This window comes from Palleronia salina, assembly GCF_900141995.1.
Classification (GTDB): Bacteria; Pseudomonadota; Alphaproteobacteria; order Rhodobacterales; family Rhodobacteraceae; genus Palleronia; species Palleronia salina.
In genome coordinates, this window is sequence record NZ_FQZA01000006.1 from 167,960 (window position 1) to 184,168 (window position 16,209).

Consider the following 16,209-nt stretch of genomic DNA (forward strand, 5'->3'; position numbering starts at 1 on the left):
GTCAGCCGGTTCCGCGCGGGTCGCGCACGCCGATCCTGTCCAGGAACGCCTCGAGCTCGGAGCGCGGCGGCGGTGCGGCAGACGCCTTGATCCGGTCGAACCGCAATCGCAGCGCGGCCTTCTCGTCCGTGGTGCAATCGTTCCAGGGACGGCCCTGTAGCGCCATCTCGATCACGTAGAAGGGGATGAAATGCGGGCGTTCTCCGCTGGCCAGCAGCCTGGCATAGGCCGCGTCGGTGCCCAGTTCGCGCAGCGCCTCGGCGCTGTCGATGCCCGCGCGGGCAAAAGCCGCCTCCATGGCGGGGCCCATGTTGCGCAAGGTCGAGATCGGCGTGCCCATGGCCGATGCTGTCCACGGACCGCGATGCGGGTCAAGCCGCCTTGCGCGGGTGGCTCAGATTGCGGCCCAGTCCTTGAAGGTGGCGGGCTTCTGCGGCGCGGGAACACCGGGTTTGCGGACCGGCTGAGGGGTCGGTTGCGGGTTGGCTTGGACGTTCATCGGATCGCTCCTGTCAATGGTGCGGGTCCGACGGTGGGTGCGGATTGCGGCGATTCCCGGGCCGATGGGTGCCGTGGGCGCGGATTGTTCGGCAATTGTCACCGATCTGCCGCAGGGCCCTCGTCGTCGATCAGCGCGATCAGGCTCGCGGCCTCCAGCGGCTTCGGCACCAGGTCCACGCCCGCGCGGCGGCATTTCTCGGCCAGCGCCCGGTCGCGGTTCGCCGTGATGATGCGCGCGGGCAGGGCGCCGAACTGAGCCCGCAGCTGCTTGTAGAGCTCCAGTCCCGTCATCCCGGGGCCAAGCTGGTGGTCCAGCAGCAGCCTGTCGGGGGCGATGTCGATCTCGTCCAGCAGGGCCAGCGCCTGCTCGGCGGTCTGGGCGTGGACCACGTGCGAGCCCCATTCCTCGATCGTGAGGCTCAGCGCGCTGGCCAGTTCCTCGTCGTTCTCGACCAGCAGCACCACCAAACCTTCCGCGCGCGGCCGCGCCTCGCGCCCCTCGCTGCGCCGCGGGGTCGGGCCACGCTGCGCCAGACTGCTGCGGGTGACGGTGACGGCGAAGCAAGACCCGCGCCCCGGCTCGGATCGCAGGGTGAGGTCGTGGCCCAGCGACGCGCAGGCCAGGTCGACGATGGCGAGCCCAAGACCCAGCCCCTTCGAGCCGGACATGTAAGGGCCCAGCTGCTTGAATTCCTGGAAAATCGTCTTCTGGTCCTCGGGCGCGATGCCGGGACCGGTGTCCCAAACCTCGACCCGCGCCGCGTCGCCCCGCCGGCGGACGCCGACCACGACGCGGCCCGTGTCGGTATAGCGGATCGCGTTGGTCACCAGGTTCTGCAGGATCCGGCGCAGGAACACCGGGTCGGACCGCACGATGTGGTCGGTGTCCCGGATGTGCAGCGACAGGCCCTCGGCCTCGGCCATGGGGGTAAGTTCGGTCCTGAGCGATGACAGGATCTCGTTCAGCGGCACGTCCTGCACGTTCATGATCGCCTGGCCCGAGTCGAGCTTCGAGATATCCAGAAGCGCCTCGATGATGTGCTCGACCGAGGCCAGCGCCGACACCGCCTTGTCGGCGGTGGCGCGCGACAGGTCGTCGGTCGCCCGGTCCGACAGGAAGGACACGAACAGCTTCGCGGCCGACAGGGGTTGCAGCAGGTCGTGACTGGCGGCGGCCACGAAGCGGGTCTTGGACGCGTTGGCGCGCCGCGCCTCGTCCAGGGCATGACCCAGCTTCTCGGTCCGGTCGGCGACGCGGGCTTCCAGCGTCTCGTTCATCTCGCGCAGGGCGCGCGCGGCCTCGCGTTCGGTGGTGACATCGGTGAAGCTGATGACGAAGCCCCGGTCGGGCATTTCCTGCGCGAAGACGCTCAGGATCTGGGCGGGCCTGCGGGTCACCTCGAAGGTGATCGGGCGGCGTGCCCGGCGCCGGTGCGCCCAGGCCAGCAGGTGGTCGCGGGTGAAGTGCTCGGAAAAGGTGATCTCGTCGTTCAGCCGCGCGATCAGCGCGTCGAAGGTGATGCCCACGAGCTGGCCGTGGATCGGGCGGTCCAGCAACGCCTCCATCCCCGTGTTCCAGCCCACCAGCCGCAGGTCGTTGTCGAAGATGCAGACGCCCTGGTTCAGGTGATCGAGCGTGGCGCGCACCATCTGCGCCTGCCGGTCCATCAGCCGGTCGCGTTTCTCACGCTCGGCGCGGATGATGTCGCTAACGTCGGTCTGCAGAATCACCGTGCCGCCGGTCGCGGTCCGGTGTTCGCCCACCTGCAACCAGCGGTCGCGCGTGAGGCGCACGTTGAAGATCACCCGATCGTCCTTGTGGCGCTGCATCCGGCGGTCGCGCCACTCGCCCTTTGTGACCCCGTCGGGCAAGGCCAGGTAGATCGACTGGCTGATCAGCTCGACATAGTGATGGAACGACAGGCCCGGCTCGATGTCGGGGACCACGTCCGCCAGATCGCGGCAGAACCGCGAGTTCGACATGACCAGCCGGTCGTCCTCGTCGAATAGGGCGAACCCCTCGTTGATCGATTCCACCGCCTCGGCCAGGTTGGCGCGCGCGGCCTCGGCGGCGCGGTTGGCGGCGCCCAGCCTTTCGTTGGTCTTGTGCAGAAGCTCCAGCGCGCGTTCCAGGTCCACGGTGCGCTGGCGCACCTCGCCCTCGAGAATGGCCGCACGCTCGAACTGGGCGTAGGCGAGGCCCGATGGATCGCTGCTCTGCTCGATTTTCGCCATCAGCGCCTCGGAAATGGCGATGAGGCGGGCGTTCTGGTCTTCGAGGCTGTCGGCGGGGTCGATCAGTTGGCTGGCGGTCATGGGCGGGTCCGGGGCAGCGACAGGGCGACGCCGGTCATCGTCTGGTTCACGTGCATCGGGCCAATCTGCTCGCCGTAGGTGGAAAAGCCCACCACATTGTTGCGCGACAGAACGTCCGACACCGCGCGCGCGCTCTGGCCCTGCTCGGCGGCGATGCGGCGCAGGATGCAGTCGCAGGCGAGGATATCGGTGGGGCCGCGGTCGCGCGCGATCTCCTCCAGCGCGCGGTCCAGGTGGCCCGACAGGTCGTCGGCCCGCGCCACGCGCAGGACCATCCCGGTTTCGATCGCCGAGAAGAACACAAGCTCGCCCCGCTCGTTCACCCGCTGGATGGCCCGGACGTGATGCTGGTCGCCCAGCCGCACCACCACCGGGTGCGCGGCGAAGGTGAATTCGTTCAGCTGTTCGGGGTCCTTGCCGATCAGCCGCGCGTATTCGCGCGCGGCGGGCGCGCCGTTGATATGCGTGACCAGCCGCCGCTCGGGCACCGCCCCGGTCACCACCAGCCGGGTCTCGGTCGGGTGCAGGTTGTTCAGGCTGAAGACATGCGTCTCGCAATCGGTCGCCACCAGAGACAGGATCGCCGCGTTTTCCAGCACATCGCCGTTGAGACCCAGCCGGGTCTTGCGGAACGACTGCCCGTCGCCCGCCGACCCGCCGAACAGGGGCAGGGCGCCCATCCCGGGCGCGATCGCCGAAAGCAGCCGGTCTTCCTGCAGCGACAGCCCGTCGACCAGCAGGAAGCCGAACCCGCCGGGCATCTCGGGCACATCCGCGTTGAGCTGCATCCGTGCCTGCACGATCCGGTCCGACAGGTAGGTGCTGTCCAGATCGGTCAGCGGCGCGATGACGAAGGGCGTCACGCGGAAGCGGGCGCGGGGCAGGGCGGTCGCCAGCACCGTGTCCTCGCAATATCCGTTGGGGCCGATCTCGCCCGCCGTCGTCACGAGGATGGTATTGCTGTTGGGAAACCTCTCGGCGGCCTGCCGCGTCAGCGTGTCGAAGTCGCTTGCGGGCGAGGCGAACAGGTACAGCGTGTCGATATCCTGGTCCGACAGCTGCTGCGCGACCTGGTCAACGACATCCGGCGCCCGCGCGGGCACCGCGCAAGACGGGATCAGCCGCTGGGGCGCGCCGTCGCGCTGGATCGAAGCCGTCGCGTCGATGTGTCGTCCTCCCGCGCGAAAGGGTGGATCAGCCGTCCGCGTTTGGCAAGATCGAGGCGAACTTGGCCTGCTGCGCCACCAGCACGGCCTGGGTGCGGCTCTGCACGCCAAGCTTACGCATGATCGCCGTGACGTGGGCCTTCACCGTGGTCTCGGCGATGGACAGGTCATAGGCGATCTGCTTGTTCAGCTTGCCGTCGCAGATCAGCTCGAGGATGCGGGCCTGCTGCGCGGTCAGCGAGCCCAGGCGCGTCACCGCGTCGGCGCGCCCCTCGGGCTGGGGGCAGGCGACGAAATGGTCGGGCAGGTAGGTCCGGCCCTCGGCGATGGCATCCAGCGCGTTGCGGAATTCCACGTGGGGCGAATGCTTGGGCACGTAGCCCGCCGCGCCGGCCTGGACGGCGGCCGAGATGATGGCGTTTTCCGTCATCGAGGACACCACGATCACCGGCGTGCCGGGCGCGCTGTTGCGGATGCGGATCAGGCCGTCCATGCCGGTCACGTCCGGCAGGTTCAGGTCCAGCACGACGAGGTCGGGTGCCCCGTCCTCGGCGATGATCTCCAGCCCCGATTTCAGGCTGTCGGTGGTCGCGACCGCCTTGAACGACGCGACGTTGCGCAAGGTCAGCTCGAGCGCGTCGCAAAACAGCGGGTGATCGTCGATGACCAGCGCCCAGCCCGACGCGTCCATCCGCGGGGCGGTCTCGTCGGATCGGGTGTGGTGGGATGGTGCTTGCATGATTTCACGCTAGGCCGGCTTGGCGCCGGATGCACCTGTCAAAAGGTCGATAGGGCAATCCCGGCACCGCCGCGCGCACGCCGTGCGAAAAGGAAAGGGGCGATGCGTTCCGCGACGCACCGCCCCTTGGGATCGTTGGACCGGGCCTTGCGGCCCGGCCGCTTGTCTTATTCGGCCGAGGCCAGCTGCTTGGGCAGCTTGAAGGTCCAGAGAAGACCACCCTGGTTGAGGTAGTTGACCTTCTTGGCGACTTCGCCGCCCCAGAGCGGCACCGCGCCGCCCCAGCCCGAGATCACGGTCACGTACTGCTCGCCGTCCTGCTCCCAGGTGACGGGCTGGCCGACGATGCCCGAGCCGGTCTGGAACGACCACAGTTCTTCGCCGGTCTCGTCGTCATAGGCGACGAAGCGGCCTTCGGGGGTGCCGGTGAAGACAAGGCCGCCCGCGGTCGCCATCACGCCACCCCAGAGAGGCGCGTCGTTCTTGGCTTCCCAGACCCATTCGCCGGTATTGGGATCGATGGCCTTGAGCGACCCGATATGGTCCTCGTAGTTGGGCTTGATGGTGAAGCCCGAGCCGAGGTAGGCCGCGCCCTTCTTGTAGCTGATGGGCTCGTTCCAGATATCCATGCCCCACTCGTTCGAGGGCACGTAGAACAGGCCCGTCTTCGGCGAATGCGCCATGGGCATCCAGTTCTTGCCGCCCAGGAACGAGGGCGACGAGAACACGATCTCGCCCTTGGCGCCGTCGGCGGCCTCGGACGGGTCGCCGGGGCGGTTTTCCTCGTTGAAGATCGGGCGGCCGGTGTCGTCGATGCCCTCGGCCCAGGTGATGTCCTTCACGAAGGGCGCGGCCGAGACGAAGGCGCCGTCCTCGGCGTTCAGAACGTAGAAGAACCCGTTGCGGTCGGCAGTGGCCAGGCGGTCATTGCCCTCGGCGTCCTGGAAGGCGACGACCTCGTTCACGCCGTCATAGTCCCAGCCCTCGCGCGGAGTGGTCTGGAAGTGCCACTTGATCTCGCCGGTGTCGGGGTCGATGCCCAGCCGCGAGGCGGCATAGAGGTTGTCGCCGGTGTTCCCCTCGGTGGGCTGGCCGGCGCCGCGCAGGTGGCTGTTCCACGGCGCGGGGTTGCCGGTGCCGAAGATCAGCGTGTTGGTGCGCGCATCGTACGAGCCGCCCAACCAGGTGGCGCCGCCGCCCGTCTTCCACATGTCGCCCGGCCAGGTGGCGTTCAGCTCGCCCGTCATGGTCGATTCTTCGCCGTTGAGGGTGCCCATGTGGCCCTCGATCACGGGGCGGGTCCAGACCATCTCGCCGGTGTCGGCGTCGCGGGCCTGCACTTCGCCGACGATGCCGAACTCACCGCCCGAGTTGCCGGTCACCACCAGCCCGTCCACGATCAGGGGCGCGGCGGTGTAGGAATAGCCGGCCTTGTAGTCGGCGATCTTGTCGCGCCACACCACGTCGCCGGTCTTCAGGTCCAGCGCCACCAGGCGCGCATCCAGCGTGCCGAAGATGATCTTGTCGTTCCAGATGGCGGCGCCGCGGTTCACCACGTCGCAGCAGGGCAGGATGCCCTCGGGCAGGCGCGCGTCGTACTGCCAGATCTCCTCGCCGGTCTTGGCGTCGATGGCGTAGAGGCGCGAGTAGGAGCCGGTGATGTACATGATCCCGTCATGGATCAGCGGCTGGGTTTCCTGGCCGCGCTGCTTCTCGCCGCCCAGGCTGAAGGCGTAGGCGGGCACGAGGTTGGCCACGTTGTCCTTGTTGAGCATGTCCAGCGGCGAATAGCGCTGCAGGTCACGGCCCATGCCGTTGGTCAGCACGTCGCCGCCCGAGGCGGCGTCGCCCGCCAGCATCTCTTCGGTCACGCCCTGGGCGTGCGCGACGCCGGTGGCCAGAAGGCCCGCGGCGACGATGGTAACGAAACGATTCATTGGTGTCCTCCCTGATCGTTTGGGACGCAGACGCATCCCGGTCCGGACACGCTCGCAGTCGGCTCGATCATCGGCAGGCCCCTAGGCCACACATATTGAACAATGGTCGTACGACCCTGGGCAGGCGCGCGGTTGGCCCGGAATTTCTTCTTGCGGTCAGTGGTTTGGCCGCGCGCCGCCGGTGCGTTTCGCCTTTGGTCGTATATGGATGCCGGCGCCCGCTGGTATCGTCGCGACAGCCACCCTGGGAGGAGATCATGGGAGTCATCAAGGCATTCGGCGCCGCCGTTCTGGCGGGCGCCCTCGGCACGGTCGCGGCATGGGCCGAGACGCCGACATTGCGCGCCGCGGTCCTGAAGTTCGGCACCGTCAACTGGGAACTCGACACGATCCAGCACTACGGTCTGGACGCCGAGCAGGGCTTCACGCTCGACGTGCAGGGCGTCGCGTCAGGCTCGGCGGGCGAGATCGCGTTCCAGGGCGGCGAGACCGACGTGATCGTGTCCGACTGGCTCTGGGTGGCGCGGCAGCGCGCGGCGGGCCGCGACTACGTTTTCATTCCGTATTCCAAGGCCGTGGGCGGCGTGCTTGTCCCGGAAGGCTCGGACGCCATGACGCTGGCGGATCTCGCCGGTGGCAAGATCGGGATCGCGGGCGGCCCGTTGGACAAGTCCTGGTTGATCCTCCAGGCCTACGCGCGGTCCGAGCTGGGCATGGACCTGTCCGGCGAGACCGAGCAGGTCTACGGCGCGCCCCCGCTCATCTACAAGACGGCGACGGGCGGCGACCTGGATGGCGCCATCAATTACTGGCACTTCATGGCCAAGATGGAAGCCGCCGGCATGCGCAAGCTGATCGATATCAGCGACGCGGCCACGGCCCTTGGGCTCGACCCCGACACGCCGCTTCTGGGCTACGTGGTGAAGGGCGAGATGCTGCGCGACTCGCCCGAGGTGGTGCGGGGCCTGGCCGCCGCGTCGCGCGCCGCGAAGGACCTGCTGGGCACCGACGACAGCGCGTGGGACCGGCTGCGCGACCGCATGAATGCCGACAACGACGCCGAATTCGCGGCACTGGTCCAGGGCTTTCGCGCGGGTATTCCGGCCGAGGGTCCGGTGGACGAGGCCGCGGCCACGCGCATGCTGTCGCTGATGGCCGAGCTTGGCGGGGACGAGCTGGTGGGCGAGGCGACCGAGCTGCCCGAGGGCACGTTCCTGCAACCCGGCAGCTGATGTCGGCCACCGTGACCCAACTCAGACCGGGCGGTTCCGATCGCCCGGTTCTGCATATCCGGATCAACGGATTGCAGCTGGACGGGCGGCCCGTCCTGGGCGCGATGGAGCTGCGGGTTAAGCGCGGCGAGACGGTGGCGCTGGTCGGCCCCTCGGGCATCGGCAAGACGACGCTGCTGCGCGCCGTGGCCGGGCTGCAACGCGGGGCCGAGGGGCATATCGACGCCCCCGCGCGGACCGCGATGATCTTCCAGGAGCCCACCTTGCTGCCCTGGCGCACGCTGACCGACAACCTGCGGGTCACGACCGGGATTGATGCGGGCGCGGCCGACAGGCTGCTCGCCGAAATCGGGCTGGGCGGGCGCGGTGATGCCTTTCCCGGCCAGTTGTCGCTGGGACAGCAACGGCGCATGGCGCTGGCCCGGGCCTTTGCTACGCGGCCCGAGCTGTTGCTGATGGACGAACCCTTCGTGTCGCTCGATCCCGGACTGGTGGACGAGATGATGGGCCTGTTCCTGCGCCTGCGCGCCGAGACTCAGGCCACCACGCTGTTCGTGACCCACGTGCGGGACGAGGCGGCGCGTCTGGCCAGCCGGATCGTCACGCTGGGCGGGCCGCCTGCGACGGTGGTCAACGACGCGCCCAACCGGGCCGGACCCAAGGGGGTGGGATACTGCTGACCTGCGGATCGCTCCCGCCTGTGCCGTTGCGGCGGCTCAGAACAGCGGCGCGAACCGCCACTCGTCCGCGTCCGGCGTGACCGCGTTCGGGTCGTAATCCGCCGCCTGAAGGCGCTTGGCGATGTCCAGACCGTCGCGCGCGGCGGCATCGACCATGCGGCGGCCTTCCTCGGCGTCCTTGGCGATGCCGTGGCCGCGCAGCAGGTTCATGCCGTGGTTGAACTTGCCCACCGGGTCGCTTAGGTCGGCGGCCCGCCGGTCCCACGCGGCACTGGCGTCGGGGTCGTAGTCGCCGCCCAGCCCGTTGTTGTCCAGCTGGCTCATCCACGTCATCGCGCCGGTATAGCCCGCCTCGGCGCAGCGTTCGAAGATCGCGCGGGCCGTGGCGTGGTCGCCGGACTTCGTCATCATGTAGCCCGACGCGCACAGGGTCATCGAGGTCTCGCCGCGCGCCGCGCGGTCGCGCAAGGATTGCCACGTCATCTCGTCGGGGTTGAGGGTCCCCAGCGGATCATCCTCGGCCAGGGCGGGCAAGGCGATCAGGCAGGCGATGGTGCAGGAGAGGATCTGTTTCATGGGTCCACACCTAGCACGATCGTCCCGGCGCACCCATCGCGCCATGGTCGTAGACCGGGATCAGGCGCGCTTGCGGATCAGGCCGCGGGCCGGGTCGTATCCCCAGATCGCCAGGGCCCCGAAGGCCAGCGTGGCCAGCGTGACCCAAAGCAGCGCCCAGGGCTCGAGCCGCAGATACAGCGCGAAGCGGATCAGCTCGACCGCGTGGGTGAAGGGGTTCACCGCGCAGATGTCGTGCAGGAGTTCGGAGGATTCCGCCATCTTCCAAAGGGGATAGAGGGCGGAGCTGAGAAAGAACATCGGGAAGATCACGAAGTTCATCACGCCCGCGAAATTCTCGAGCTGGCGGATGAAGGACGACAAGGCCAGCCCCAGCGCGCCCAGCATCAACCCCGCCAGCGCCAGCGCGGGCAGCACCGTGACATAGCCCCAGCCCGGCACGGTGATGCCGAACAGCGCGGCGATGGCAAGGAAGGCATAGACCTGCAGGATCGAGATCGCCGTGGCGCCCGCCAGCTTCGACAGCAAGAGCCACCAGCGCGGCAGCGGCGCGGTCAGCAACAGTCGCATGGACCCCATCTCGCGGTCGTAGACGAGGCTCAGCGCGCTCTGCATCCCGTTGAACAGCAGGATCATGCCGCATAGGCCCGGCACGATATAGGTCTCGTAGGTGATGTAGGTCTGGTAGGGCGGGATGATGCTGAGCCCCAGTGCGGCGCGGAACCCGGCCGCGAAGACCAGCAGCCACACGAGTGGACGCACCAGCGCGGCGAGGAACCGCTCGCGCTGGTGGACGAAGCGCAGGGCCTCGCGCGCGACGATCGCCCTGAAGGCGGTGAGCCAGCTCATGGGTGTCCGGCGGTGGAGGGGGGCCGCTCGCCCCCCGCGCTGCGCGCCCCCCCGAGAGGTATTTGGGGAAAGATGAAGGGGCGGGCGGCGCGGATCATGCGGCCACCCTGGTCAGGGTGAGGAACGTGTCGGAAAGGTTTGATCCTGCGGTGATTTCGGCTGCGCGGCCGTCGCGCAGGATGCGCCCCTGGTGCAGGATCAGGAGATGGTCGTCGGCGCGCACCTCGTCCGTCAGGTGGGTGGCCCAGAGCACGGTCAACCCGTCGCCGCAGAGGTCGTGGACATGGTCGGTGATGGCGCTGCGGCTGGCGGCATCGAGACCCACGGTGGGTTCGTCCAGCAGCAGCGTCCGGGGCCGGTGGACCAGGGCGCGGGCGATCTCGGCCCGGCGGCGATGGCCGCCGTTGAGGGCCCGCGCCCGCTCGCCCGCCCGGGCGCGCATGTCCAGCCGGTCGAGCGCGGCGTCGATCCTTGTGTCGGCCTCGCGTCCCGAGATTCCGTGCAGCGCCGCGAAATAGCGCAGGTTCTGCCGCACGGTCAGGTCCAGGTCGAGCGTCGTCTGCTGGAACACGATGCCCATGGCCCCCAGCGCCCGGCGCGGCGCGGTGTCGAGGTCGTGACCCGCCACCGCGATCCGGCCGCCGGCGGTGGTGAAAAGCCGCGTCAGCAGGCCGAACAGCGTGGATTTCCCCGCACCGTTCGGGCCCAGAAGGGCGCAGAACCGGCCCGGGGCGATGTCAAAGGTCACGGCGTCGAGCGCCTGGCGCGCGCCGTACGAGAAGCTCAGATCCGCGACCGACAGGCTCATTGGATGGTGATCTCGACCCTCTGGGTTTCGCCCTCGGTGCCGGGGATGGCCAGGGTGTAGCGACCCGGCTTGATGGCGATGAAGCCGATTTCCATGGTCCCGGTCTCGTCAAATTCGACCGAGTCGAGCCCCAGCGGCCGGATCTCGAGTCCGTTGATGACGATCTCGTCGATCCAGATGGCGCGGAAGAAGGCGGCCCCGGCCAGCGCCAGTTCCTGGCTGCCGTCGGCCGCGATCTCGATCTCGTAATAGGTGCCGGATTGCAGCGTCAGGGGACCGTCCGATACGGGCTGGCCGGCGGCCAGCGTCAGGGGGGGAAGGTCCTCCTTGTTGCCCGCGCTCAGGAGGCCGGCGAAGCCGAGGTCGTGGGCGATCGCGGGTCCGGCGGCGAGCGCCAGGGCAAGGGGCAGGGCGCGAAACAGCATGAGCGGTCCTCTCAGTTGGTGGGGCGGAAGGCGGCACCCCAGGGGAAGCGGCCCACCTTGATCGTTTTCTCGGCCGTGCGCGAGGCCACGTCGACGACGGTCACGTCGCCCGACAGCCCGTTGGTGGTGAAAAGCTTGCTGCGGTCGGCGTTGAACGCCATGTGCCAGACCCGGCGGCCCACGAGGATGTAGTTCTCGACCTCGTAGGTTTCGGCATCGACCACGGCCAGGTGGTTCGACGGTCCCAGCGCGACGAAGGCAATCTCGTCCCCGTTGGTGAACTCGAACCCCACGGGCTGCACGCGGTCGGGGTGGATGTTGGGCAGGTCGAAGTCGATCTTCGCCTTCTCGGACTGCGTTTCGACGTCGAACACCGTTATGGTTCCGCCGATCTCCGAGCTGACCCACAGCTCGGTGCCGTCCTTCACGAACTCGGCGTGGCGGGGGCGGCTGTCGACCAGCGTGTTGGCGAAGAGCTCTTGCGTCTCGGTGTCGATCCAGTGCGCCATGTTGGTGGTCTCGGACGTGGTGATGGCGATGGTGCCGTCGGGGCTGACGGCCATGCCCTCGGGCTCGATTCCGACGTCGATCTGGGCCACGACCTCGCGCGAGACGGTGTCGACCACGGTGGTGATCGCGTCATCCTCGTTCGCGATGTAAAGGTGCCGGTTGTCGGGGTGCAGCACGAACTGCTCGGGGTCCTCGCCCGAGGGCAGGTCGTGCAGGATCTCGCCCGTTTCCGGGTCCATGACCTGCACGGCGTCACTGTCGGAGGCGCAGATATAGACCACGCTGTGATCCTTGGCGAAGGTGATGCCGCGCGGGCGTTCGCCGGTGGGAATGGTGCGCGTGACCTCGAGCGTCTCGATGTCGATCACCGAGATCGTGTCATCCGCTTCGTTCGTCACCCAGATCTCGTCGGCCTGCAGGGGCAGGGCGACGGCCAGGGCGAGCGCGCTGGTGGCAAGGGTGGTTCGGATCATCGGCGTGTGTCTCTCCTGGGGCCGGGATGCGGTCCTCACCCGGGCCGGCCTGCGTCGCCCGTGGCGCACAGTGCAACCATGGTGCGGCGTGTCATCCATTTTGCGTGACCACGGTAGGTTGGCGTTCACGCTCCCGTCGATGCGATCAAAGTCGTTGTTGAACATGGACGGACGCTGCGAACGGCGCGCCTGCCTCCGGTCGCCGATGTGAAGGAACGGCGGCAGGGTCCGGCCGCGTCCTTGCTGCTCTGATCTGCGCGGAGCTCGTTCGGGGTGTCCGGCCGGGTCGCGCGGCTTCCGGCGCGGGAACACGTTTGCTGGCGGTCGAGCCCCGGTCGGCGGGAGGCGAGATCAGCGGGACAGCACCGGTTCCCGGGGCGTTCCGAGATGGATCGGTTGGCGCAGACCTTGATCGCCGATCCCACGGCGTCGCGGCGCAATCACCTTTTCAAATGGGCGGCTTACACCATGGAACGGCGTCCCAAGCGCCGCGTTCCTTGGTCCCGATCGTCGTGGGGTCACGACAGAGTTGGAACGACGCCCCTTGTGCCAGCGCCCGACACCATCTAATTACCATCCAAGTGGATGGAGAAACGAATGCCCAAGGTTCACCAGCTCAAGCCGGCCGACAGCGAAAAGATCACGATAAACCTCAGCCACGTGGACCTGGGGCGCATCGATCTGCTCGTGCGGGACGGGTTCTACTCGAACCGGACCGATTTCATTCGCACCGCGATCCGCAACCAGCTCTCGACCGAGCAGGAGCAGGTCAGCCAGTCCATCCGGCGCAACACGCTGGAGCTGGGGCTGCTGGATCTGACGCGGGCCGACCTGGAGGCGGCGCGGGACCGGGGCGAAATGCTCGACATCCGGGTGGTGGGGCTGGCGCGGATCGCCGACGACGTGCCGGTCGAGCTTGCCCGGGCCACCATCGGCTCGATCCACGTGCTGGGCGCGCTGCAAGCGTCCCGCGACATCAAGGCGGCCCTCGCGGACCGCATCACCTGACAGACGACCAAGGACCAACAACATGAACGATCAATTCGCGACGGCTATGGGCCGGGCGCTCGAGCAGACGCGCGCCGGAAACCCCGCCGGGGCCACCGCCACGATCCAGGCGGCCCTGGGCGGTGCGGCCCCTCAACCTTCGCCCAGGGTGCGTCGCCCGCTGGGACAGACCATCGACTCGCTCTTCAACGGCAAGCGGGTCGCGCGGTCCTTCGGGCAGGCCCCCGTCCGCGCGCCGGAGGTGCCCACCGGCGCCTCGTGGGAGACGCGGCACCACGCCGGGGCCCACGGGGCCCGCGACTATCGCCTGTTCGTGCCGTCGCCGCGCGACGAGCCGGTGCAAGGCCTGGTGATGATGCTGCATGGCTGCACCCAGACCGCCGAGGATTTCGCGTCCGGCACGCGCATGAACCTGCTGGCCGAGCGGCACAACCTTGTCGTCGTCTACCCCGAGCAGACGCGGGCCGCGAACCAGATGGCCTGCTGGAACTGGTTCCGGTCCGAGGACCAGACCCGCGCCGGGGGCGAGCCGGCCCTGCTGGCCGAGATGGCCGGGCAAGTCGCGGCCGAGCTGAACGTGCCGGCCGGTCGGATCTTCGCCACCGGCCTGTCGGCGGGGGGCGCGATGGCTGCGATCCTGGGCCGCGTCTTCCCCGAGGTCTTCGCGGCCGTCGGTGTGCATTCCGGCCTGGCGCCGGGGTCGGCGTCCGATGTCGCCGGTGCCTTCGCCGCGATGCAGGGCCAGCCGACGCCTGCCGGTCCCCTGGCCGAGATCCCGGCGCGGACCATCGTGTTCCACGGGCTTTCCGACACGACCGTCGCGCCCGCGAACGGCGATGCGGTGATGGCCTCTGCCCTCGGCCGCGCGGCCAGCATCCAGAGCGATGCGCCCCATGACGGCGCAAAGGTGACGGTCCATCGCGATCCCTCGGGACGGCTGCTGGCCGAGCATTGGGCCATCCCCGGCCTCGGCCATGCCTGGTCGGGCGGATCTGCCGAGGGCAGCCACACCGCGCCGACCGGCCCGGATGCCTCGGCGGAAATGATGCGCTTTTTCCTGTCGCTGGAGCCGGAGGAGCGGGCATGAGCGGTTCGCTGACCTTCAACGCGGTGGCCGAGGCCACACCGGGCGCGAAATGGAAAGAACGCTGGGACTGGTCGTGGCCGGCCTACGAGGCCTGGTTCACCGGCCGCGGCGGCGATGACGGCCCCGACCGCGCGGCCTGCGAGGCGGCGCTCGCGCGACACATGCCCGAGTTGGTCGAGACCCACGCGCGGCTTGCTGACCTGGCCGGCGGCGGCGACCGGGCCGCGCGGTTCCTGTCGGGCTGGTGCCCGCCGGCCTATCTCGGCGGGTGCACGCTGGCGGCGCAGTCGCGGGCGGGCGAGGTGCGCCTGGTGCGCAACTACGACCTGTCGCCCGACCTGAACGAAGGGTTGATGTTGCGCAGCGACTGGTGCCGGCCCGTGGTCGGCATGGTCGAATTCCTGTGGGGCCTGTCGGACGGGATCAACGATGCGGGGCTGTGCATCGCCCTGGCGTATGGCGGCCGCGGCACCACCGGGCGCGGCTTCGGGATCACGCATATCGTGCGCTACCTGCTCGAAACCTGCGATACGGTGGGCGAGGCCCTGCGGCGATTGGAGAGGCTGCCCTCGCACATGGCCTACAACCTCGTTCTGGCGGACGCCTCGGGGCGGGTATCGTCGGTGGAGCTTTACCCCGGCGGCGGCTTGCACGAGATGGGGCCCGCTATCGCCACCAACCACCAGCACGGGACCGATCCGGCGGATCGCCCGGCCTTTACCCGGACGGTCGAGCGCCGCGATCACGTCGAGACGCTGATCTCGGCCGACATCGCGCCCGCTGCGCTGGCGGATCGCTTCCTCGACGCGCCGCTTTACCAGACCAACCACGCGGGCGGGTTCGGCACGCTGTTCACGGCGGAATACGACCCGTCGCGGCGCGCGCTGCGGCTGCTCTGGCCGCGGGACGAGTGGGAGCAGACGCTCGATGCGTTCGACGAGGGCCAGCGGGTGATTTCCTACGGTGCGGGCAGGGCGCCTGCCGATGCCGTGGAAAGCTGGGACTGGTCGGACTGGGCCGCGTTCACCCCATCCGACTGGGTCGCCTTCGGCATGGACTTCGCCCGGCGCTATGCCCCGGAGGGCACGCTGGACGCTTCGGCTGCGGCGAGCGAGCCGGTCATGCGCCGGGACGACCCCGCCGCCCGCTCCTGATCCCTATGGGTGCGTGATCTGCACCAATCTGGCGGCGCCGACGGCAGGATCCGTCGGCGCCGCGACCGTGACGGGACACCAGGCAATCGGCGTCGGAACCGCGCCTCCAGTCTTGGGCGGCCTGCATCGACTTCGGTGCAAATTGCGTGCCCAAGTGGTTAAAAAAACTCTTTCACGCCCGCCAACTAAGGCTTTTTCAGATCGCGGCGGGCATTGCCGGGGCCCGCGCGCATCGGAACCTCGCCTGCAAGGCTGTGTTGGTGACCCATTGAATGATGAAAGTCTGCGATAGGCCACCATGCAAGAAGCCAATTTCACTCTCAGTTGGCTGGATTACGCGATCGTCGTCCTCTACTTCGTTGGCGTCGTCGCGCACGGCATCTATATTTCCCGAAAGAACAAGGGATCGGATGAGCTGCCCCAACCGAGTGGTCCAGGTTGATTGTTAGTGCATCGCTGGTCGCCGGTCGACGGCTATGATGCTCTCCGGCGCCGGAGGCCTGTAGCCCAAGGCGCTGTGGGGCCGGACGGTATTGTAGTGGCGACGCCACCGCTCGATGAGGATCTGGGCCTCACGGAGCGAATAGAAAACCTCTCCGTCGAGCAGCTCGTTGCGGAATCGAGCGTTGAAGCTTTCGCAGTAGCCGTTCTCCCAAGGTGAGCCAGGCTCGATGTAGGCGGTCTTGGCACCGACGGCGCCGATCCAGTCGCGGACCTTCAGAGCAACAAATTCGGCACCGTTGTCGGA

At 68.5% G+C, this 16,209-nt stretch carries 16 protein-coding genes; 5 read left to right on the forward strand and 11 right to left on the reverse strand.

Features of this window, described 5'->3' with window-relative positions:
- Position 1: 1 nt before the first annotated feature.
- From BUB76_RS10830 to BUB76_RS10850, 5 genes are all read right to left on the reverse strand, one after another.
- On the reverse strand, positions 2-340 hold the full coding sequence (locus BUB76_RS10830) for a TfoX/Sxy family protein (RefSeq protein ID WP_073128800.1): 339 nt from the start codon (positions 338-340) through the stop codon (positions 2-4).
- A 257-nt stretch (positions 341-597) separates the two neighbouring features.
- Positions 598-2,817 carry a hybrid sensor histidine kinase/response regulator gene (locus tag BUB76_RS10835; RefSeq protein ID WP_073128801.1) on the reverse strand — a complete coding sequence of 740 codons (2,220 nt, stop codon included), beginning with the start codon at positions 2,815-2,817 and terminating at the stop codon, positions 598-600.
- Positions 2,814-3,920 carry an FIST N-terminal domain-containing protein gene (locus tag BUB76_RS10840; protein ID WP_236737901.1) on the reverse strand — a complete coding sequence of 369 codons (1,107 nt, stop codon included), beginning with the start codon at positions 3,918-3,920 and terminating at the stop codon, positions 2,814-2,816. Before BUB76_RS10840 ends, BUB76_RS10835 begins: the two co-directional genes overlap by 4 nt.
- A 91-nt stretch (positions 3,921-4,011) precedes the next feature.
- The gene (locus tag BUB76_RS10845) at positions 4,012-4,674 is read right to left on the reverse strand and encodes a response regulator (protein WP_073128802.1); all 663 of its coding nucleotides are present in this window, start codon (positions 4,672-4,674) and stop codon (positions 4,012-4,014) included.
- A gap of 215 nt (positions 4,675-4,889) precedes the next feature.
- On the reverse strand, positions 4,890-6,659 hold the full coding sequence (locus tag BUB76_RS10850; protein WP_073128803.1) for a PQQ-dependent methanol/ethanol family dehydrogenase: 1,770 nt from the start codon (positions 6,657-6,659) through the stop codon (positions 4,890-4,892).
- Positions 6,660-6,916: 257 nt separating this feature from the next.
- On the opposite strand from BUB76_RS10850, the gene BUB76_RS10855 reads away from it, so the two are divergent.
- Both BUB76_RS10855 and BUB76_RS10860 read left to right on the forward strand, forming a co-directional pair.
- Positions 6,917-7,891, forward strand: coding sequence for an ABC transporter substrate-binding protein (locus BUB76_RS10855; RefSeq protein WP_073128804.1), 975 nt, complete (start codon positions 6,917-6,919; stop codon positions 7,889-7,891).
- A gap of 11 nt (positions 7,892-7,902) precedes the next feature.
- Complete coding sequence (locus BUB76_RS10860) at positions 7,903-8,571, forward strand: ABC transporter ATP-binding protein (protein ID WP_236737902.1); 669 nt, start codon at positions 7,903-7,905, stop codon at positions 8,569-8,571.
- 36 nt (positions 8,572-8,607) lie between these two features.
- Here the strand turns inward: BUB76_RS10860 and BUB76_RS10865 are convergent, their stop codons facing one another.
- From BUB76_RS10865 to BUB76_RS10885, 5 genes are all read right to left on the reverse strand, one after another.
- Complete coding sequence (locus BUB76_RS10865; protein ID WP_073128805.1) at positions 8,608-9,147, reverse strand: tetratricopeptide repeat protein; 540 nt, start codon at positions 9,145-9,147, stop codon at positions 8,608-8,610.
- Between the two features lie 60 nt (positions 9,148-9,207).
- A complete protein-coding gene (pedC, locus tag BUB76_RS10870; RefSeq protein ID WP_073128806.1) occupies positions 9,208-9,996 on the reverse strand; it encodes a lanthanide ABC transporter permease protein PedC in 789 nt (262 codons plus the stop codon).
- Between the two features lie 94 nt (positions 9,997-10,090).
- Positions 10,091-10,804: a lanthanide ABC transporter ATP-binding protein PedB/LutE gene (gene pedB, locus BUB76_RS10875; RefSeq protein WP_073128807.1), complete on the reverse strand. Its 714-nt coding sequence runs from the start codon at positions 10,802-10,804 to the stop codon at positions 10,091-10,093.
- Positions 10,801-11,229 carry a hypothetical protein gene (locus BUB76_RS10880; RefSeq protein WP_073128808.1) on the reverse strand — a complete coding sequence of 143 codons (429 nt, stop codon included), beginning with the start codon at positions 11,227-11,229 and terminating at the stop codon, positions 10,801-10,803. Before BUB76_RS10880 ends, pedB begins: the two co-directional genes overlap by 4 nt.
- 11 nt (positions 11,230-11,240) lie before the next feature.
- Positions 11,241-12,212 (reverse strand): YVTN family beta-propeller repeat protein, encoded by a 972-nt coding sequence (locus BUB76_RS10885; RefSeq protein WP_073128809.1) that lies wholly within the window; start codon positions 12,210-12,212, stop codon positions 11,241-11,243.
- A 597-nt stretch (positions 12,213-12,809) separates the two neighbouring features.
- On the opposite strand from BUB76_RS10885, the gene BUB76_RS10890 reads away from it, so the two are divergent.
- Genes BUB76_RS10890 through BUB76_RS10900 form a run of 3 tightly spaced genes read left to right on the forward strand, consistent with a single transcriptional unit; the run spans position 12,810 to position 15,461 of the window.
- On the forward strand, positions 12,810-13,220 hold the full coding sequence (locus tag BUB76_RS10890; RefSeq protein ID WP_091846142.1) for a ribbon-helix-helix domain-containing protein: 411 nt from the start codon (positions 12,810-12,812) through the stop codon (positions 13,218-13,220).
- 22 nt (positions 13,221-13,242) lie between these two features.
- Positions 13,243-14,307 (forward strand): extracellular catalytic domain type 1 short-chain-length polyhydroxyalkanoate depolymerase, encoded by a 1,065-nt coding sequence (locus tag BUB76_RS10895; protein ID WP_073128811.1) that lies wholly within the window; start codon positions 13,243-13,245, stop codon positions 14,305-14,307.
- Positions 14,304-15,461, forward strand: coding sequence for a C45 family autoproteolytic acyltransferase/hydrolase (locus BUB76_RS10900; protein ID WP_073128812.1), 1,158 nt, complete (start codon positions 14,304-14,306; stop codon positions 15,459-15,461). The genes BUB76_RS10895 and BUB76_RS10900 overlap by 4 nt, the downstream gene beginning before the upstream one ends.
- Positions 15,462-15,906: 445 nt before the next feature.
- On the opposite strand, the gene BUB76_RS10905 is transcribed toward BUB76_RS10900, so the two are convergent.
- Positions 15,907-16,209 (reverse strand): integrase core domain-containing protein (locus BUB76_RS10905; RefSeq protein ID WP_139250848.1); only part of this gene is annotated, 303 nt, incomplete at its 5' end.

Excerpts from the sequence above, each read along its gene's own strand:
- BUB76_RS10830 (WP_073128800.1), bottom strand. The coding sequence starts at position 340 with ATGGGCACGCCGATCTCGACCTTGCGCAACATGGGCCCCGCCATGGAG.
- BUB76_RS10835 (WP_073128801.1), bottom strand. The coding sequence starts at position 2,817 with ATGACCGCCAGCCAACTGATCGACCCCGCCGACAGCCTCGAAGACCAG.
- BUB76_RS10845 (WP_073128802.1), bottom strand. The coding sequence starts at position 4,674 with ATGGACGCGTCGGGCTGGGCGCTGGTCATCGACGATCACCCGCTGTTT.
- BUB76_RS10850 (WP_073128803.1), bottom strand. The coding sequence starts at position 6,659 with ATGAATCGTTTCGTTACCATCGTCGCCGCGGGCCTTCTGGCCACCGGC.
- BUB76_RS10855 (WP_073128804.1), top strand. The coding sequence starts at position 6,917 with ATGGGAGTCATCAAGGCATTCGGCGCCGCCGTTCTGGCGGGCGCCCTC.
- BUB76_RS10865 (WP_073128805.1), bottom strand. The coding sequence starts at position 9,147 with ATGAAACAGATCCTCTCCTGCACCATCGCCTGCCTGATCGCCTTGCCC.
- pedC (WP_073128806.1), bottom strand. The coding sequence starts at position 9,996 with ATGAGCTGGCTCACCGCCTTCAGGGCGATCGTCGCGCGCGAGGCCCTG.
- pedB (WP_073128807.1), bottom strand. The coding sequence starts at position 10,804 with ATGAGCCTGTCGGTCGCGGATCTGAGCTTCTCGTACGGCGCGCGCCAG.
- BUB76_RS10880 (WP_073128808.1), bottom strand. The coding sequence starts at position 11,229 with ATGCTGTTTCGCGCCCTGCCCCTTGCCCTGGCGCTCGCCGCCGGACCC.
- BUB76_RS10885 (WP_073128809.1), bottom strand. The coding sequence starts at position 12,212 with ATGATCCGAACCACCCTTGCCACCAGCGCGCTCGCCCTGGCCGTCGCC.
- BUB76_RS10890 (WP_091846142.1), top strand. The coding sequence starts at position 12,810 with ATGCCCAAGGTTCACCAGCTCAAGCCGGCCGACAGCGAAAAGATCACG.
- BUB76_RS10895 (WP_073128811.1), top strand. The coding sequence starts at position 13,243 with ATGAACGATCAATTCGCGACGGCTATGGGCCGGGCGCTCGAGCAGACG.
- BUB76_RS10900 (WP_073128812.1), top strand. The coding sequence starts at position 14,304 with ATGAGCGGTTCGCTGACCTTCAACGCGGTGGCCGAGGCCACACCGGGC.